Source organism: Acidovorax sp. KNOB132 (genome assembly GCF_057541515.1).
Genome location: NZ_BAAJYT010000333.1, coordinates 1 through 3,361, shown reverse-complemented (window position 1 = coordinate 3,361; position 3,361 = coordinate 1). Strand labels below are relative to the sequence as shown.

General features: G+C 70.5%; 3 protein-coding genes and 1 pseudogene. 1 reads left to right on the top strand and 3 read right to left on the bottom strand.

The genetic code is table 11. The annotated features are described in order from the left end of the window. The 3 genes and pseudogenes from AC27IO_RS22025 to AC27IO_RS22015 all read right to left on the bottom strand — a co-directional run. Positions 1-330 (bottom strand): annotated as a pseudogene (locus AC27IO_RS22025) (septum site-determining protein MinC); the annotation flags it as partial. Between the two features lie 281 nt (positions 331-611). After that, complete coding sequence (pssA, locus tag AC27IO_RS22020; protein WP_272566151.1) at positions 612-1,235, bottom strand: CDP-diacylglycerol--serine O-phosphatidyltransferase; 624 nt, start codon at positions 1,233-1,235, stop codon at positions 612-614. Between the two features lie 116 nt (positions 1,236-1,351). Continuing rightward, the gene (locus AC27IO_RS22015) at positions 1,352-1,813 is read right to left on the bottom strand and encodes an Lrp/AsnC family transcriptional regulator (protein ID WP_284397018.1); all 462 of its coding nucleotides are present in this window, start codon (positions 1,811-1,813) and stop codon (positions 1,352-1,354) included. Between the two features lie 152 nt (positions 1,814-1,965). Here AC27IO_RS22015 and ocd point away from each other — a divergent pair, with 152 nt between their 5' ends. Beyond that, entirely contained in the window at positions 1,966-3,099 is a 1,134-nt protein-coding gene (gene ocd, locus AC27IO_RS22010; protein ID WP_284425217.1) for an ornithine cyclodeaminase, read from the top strand. Positions 3,100-3,361 lie beyond the last annotated feature (262 nt).

Sequence of the window (3,361 nt, the reverse complement as noted above, 5' to 3'; positions counted from 1 at the left end):
CGCCTCGGGCGCGGCGATCAGTCCGGCGGCGTGCGCGGCTTCCATCTGCGCGGGGCTGCCGCCGCGCACGGCCACGGGCTGGGTATGGTGTCCGCGCAGCGCGGCGCACAGGGCGTCGAAATCGATGGCGTCGCCGGCCTCGCGCACGCCGGCCAGGTCGATCAGCACGGGGTCGTTGTCGAAGAAGTCCGGGTCGCTCTCCAGCCGTGCGGCCAGGTCGGCGGCGAGCACGCCGACGTCGGTGGTCTTGAGCACGACCGCCACCACGGGCAGCTGGGCGCTCTTGAGATCAAAGCTGGTGCGGGCCTGGCCCGCCGTGTCAACGGCCATGGAAGGGGGGTGCGTGGTGCGGAAATAAGGGGGAGCGGTACGCCCGGCCCGAAGGCGCGAAGTGTACCGTGGGGGCCCGCCGGTGCCTGTCGCGGGACGTATCCGCGCGCCACGCGCCGCATGGGGCAGGCACCTTGGCGCCGAGGCCCGGCCGGACAAGCCCATGCTTGCAGGCCGCGTGCTGCAGGCGCCGGCACCCCGGATCGAATCGGGCCTCAGCGCAATCAAATCAACGGCATGCAGCTATTATTTTCATAGCAATATTCCGTCCCCCGAAGCCTTCAGAACTTGGGAATGCGGATGCGGCTGATCATGAGCGAGCCCGACAGCGCGAACAGCAGCACCAGCGGGTGCAGCGTGAACCCGCCCAGCACCACGCTGCCGAACCACAGGTGCTCGCGCACCGCGCCCAGGGAGGCGGCCAGCGCCATCAGGGCCACGAGCACGATGGAGGTGGGGATCGGCGTGCCCTCGAAGTATTTGACCTTGCCCGAGCCTTCCGACAGCGTTTCGGCGGTGACGTTGTAGCGCGCCAGGCGCGAGACGCCGCAGGCCACGAAGTACGCCAGCACGATGCGGTCGTACAGGCCCTGCATGCCGCAGGCGTAGGCGATGATGGCCGGGGCCACGCCGAACGAGATCACATCGGCCAGCGAATCGAGCTCGCGCCCCATGGCCGAGGACTTTTGCCGCCAGCGCGCGATGCGGCCGTCCAGCACGTCGAAGATCAGCGCCGCCAGCACCAGCGCGCAGGCGAAGTACACGTGGCGCACCTCGCCGGTCTCCAGGAACGTCATGGACGAGAACAGCGCCCCCACGCCGCACACGGCGTTGCCCAGCGTGAACCAGTCGGCGAGGTGGAACTCGCGGATCATCGAAAAGCGCTTGGGGGTGGACTGGGACATGGACTCTCCTGGGTGGGTGGCGGCCGCCGTGCGCCGTGGAAGGCCGCGGTGGCAATGCCTGCCGATTATGGGCGGCGCCCCGAGGGGCGCACCGTCAGGCATGTCCTACGGGCCCGCTACGGCCCGGCCGTGCCGCGCCCGCCGGACGCGATGGGCGCACGCACGGTCTCCAGGTGGATGCTGGTCTCGGTGTTGCTGATGCCCTTGATGAGGCGGATGCGCTCCAGCGCGTGCGCCAGCTCCGCCAAGCTGCCCACCTGCAGTTCGGCCAGCAGGTCCCAGCGGCCATTGGTGCTGTGCAGCGCCAGCACGCTGGGCTCGCCCAGCAGCGAGGCCGTGACCCGGCGCGCGTCGTTGCCCTCGATGGAGATGCTGGTCCAGGCCTGCAGTCCGCCGCCCGTCTCGCGCTCGGGCCGCAGCCGCACCGTGTAGCCGACGATCACGCCCGTGTCCTCCAGCCGGCGGATGCGGTTGGTGACGGTGCCGCGCGACACGCCCAGCCGCGTGGCCAGCGTGGCGACGCTGGCGCGGGCGTTGTGTCGCAGCTGTGCGATCAGTTGCTGGTCGATATTGTCCATTTCGGCAATTCCTTTGAGCAAAAAGCCAGTTTTTTGCGCTTATGCGTGCATTTTTGCCGATTTGAATTGGCGCGCCCTTGTGGGACGCTTGGGAACCCCATGCCGCCCCGACACCCGTCGCGTGGCGCGCCCACCGACGAGGAGCCGATCCCATGACCCCCGACCAACGCCCCATCCCCGGCACCATGTCCACCGAGTTCCTGAGCGCCACGCGCGCCGCGCAATTGGTCGGCCGCACCGGCGTGGTGGAATGCCTGCGCGGCATGGCGCAGGCCATTGAAGAGGACTACGCCCGGTGGCAGGACTTCGACAAGTCCGCGCGCACCGCGAGCCATTCGCCCAATGGCGTCATCGAACTCATGCCCGTCGCCGACGCCCGCGACTACGCCTTCAAGTACGTGAACGGCCACCCGGTCAACACCCGCCACGGCCTGCCCACGGTGATGGCCTTCGGCGCACTGGCCGACGTGGCCACCGGCCACCCCTCCTTCCTGAGCGAGCTCACCCTGACCACGGCGCTGCGCACCGCGGCCACGTCGGCCATGGCCGCGCGCTACCTGGCCCGCCCGGACAGCCGCAGCATGGCGCTGATCGGCAACGGCGCGCAGAGCGAGTTCCAGGCGCTTGCCTTCGTGGGCCTGCTGGGCATCGGCGAGCTGCGCCTGTACGACATCGACCCGGCCGCCACGGCCAAGCTGGCGGCCAACCTCGCGCCGCTGGTGGCGCGGGGGGAGCTGGAGATCGTCCGCTGCGCCAGCACCGCCGAGGCCGTGCGCGGCGCGGACATCGTCACCACCGTCACCGCCGACAAGGCCTACGCCACGATCCTGCACGGCGACCTGGTCGAGCCTGGCATGCACATCAACGCCGTGGGCGGCGACTGCCCCGGCAAGACCGAACTGGCGGCCGAGGTGCTGCGGGCGGCCAGCGTGTTCGTGGAATACGAGCCCCAGACCCGCATCGAAGGCGACCTGCAGCAGATGCCTGCCGACTTCCCCGTGACCGAGTTCTGGCGCGTGGTGCGCGGCGAGGCGCCGGCCCGCACCTCGCCCGCTCAGGTCACCGTGTTCGACTCGGTGGGCTTTGCGCTGGAGGACTATTCCGCCCTGCGCTTCATGCGTGCCCTGGGCCGCAGCGCAGGCCTGCTGCAGCCGCTGGAGCTGATTCCCGACCAGGCCGACCCCAAGGACCTGTACGCGCAGATCCAGCCGTGGATCGCCCTGGGCACGCCCGCAGGCGCGCCCCCGCTGGTGCAGGCCGCCGCCCACCTGGCGGAAGCGCTTTAAGCACGGGTGGGCCGCGCCAGGACACGCCACCCATCGTCACCGTCCGCGTGCACACTGCACGCGCCCCATCCCGTTTTCCGCATGCCGCCAAACCGCATGCGGGGCAAAACTTTGGCGCCACGGCGCCCGCACGCCGTGCGTTTCCAGGAGATGAATCCATGACCGACACCGCAACCCCCGCCCCGCACACCCGCGCCACCCTCATCGGCGCCCCCACCGACGCCGGCGCCGCGCGCCTGGGCGCGGCCATGGGGGCCCGACG

Excerpts from the sequence above, each read along its gene's own strand:
- pssA (WP_272566151.1), bottom strand. The coding sequence starts at position 1,235 with ATGTCCCAGTCCACCCCCAAGCGCTTTTCGATGATCCGCGAGTTCCAC.
- AC27IO_RS22015 (WP_284397018.1), bottom strand. The coding sequence starts at position 1,813 with ATGGACAATATCGACCAGCAACTGATCGCACAGCTGCGACACAACGCC.
- ocd (WP_284425217.1), top strand. The coding sequence starts at position 1,966 with ATGACCCCCGACCAACGCCCCATCCCCGGCACCATGTCCACCGAGTTC.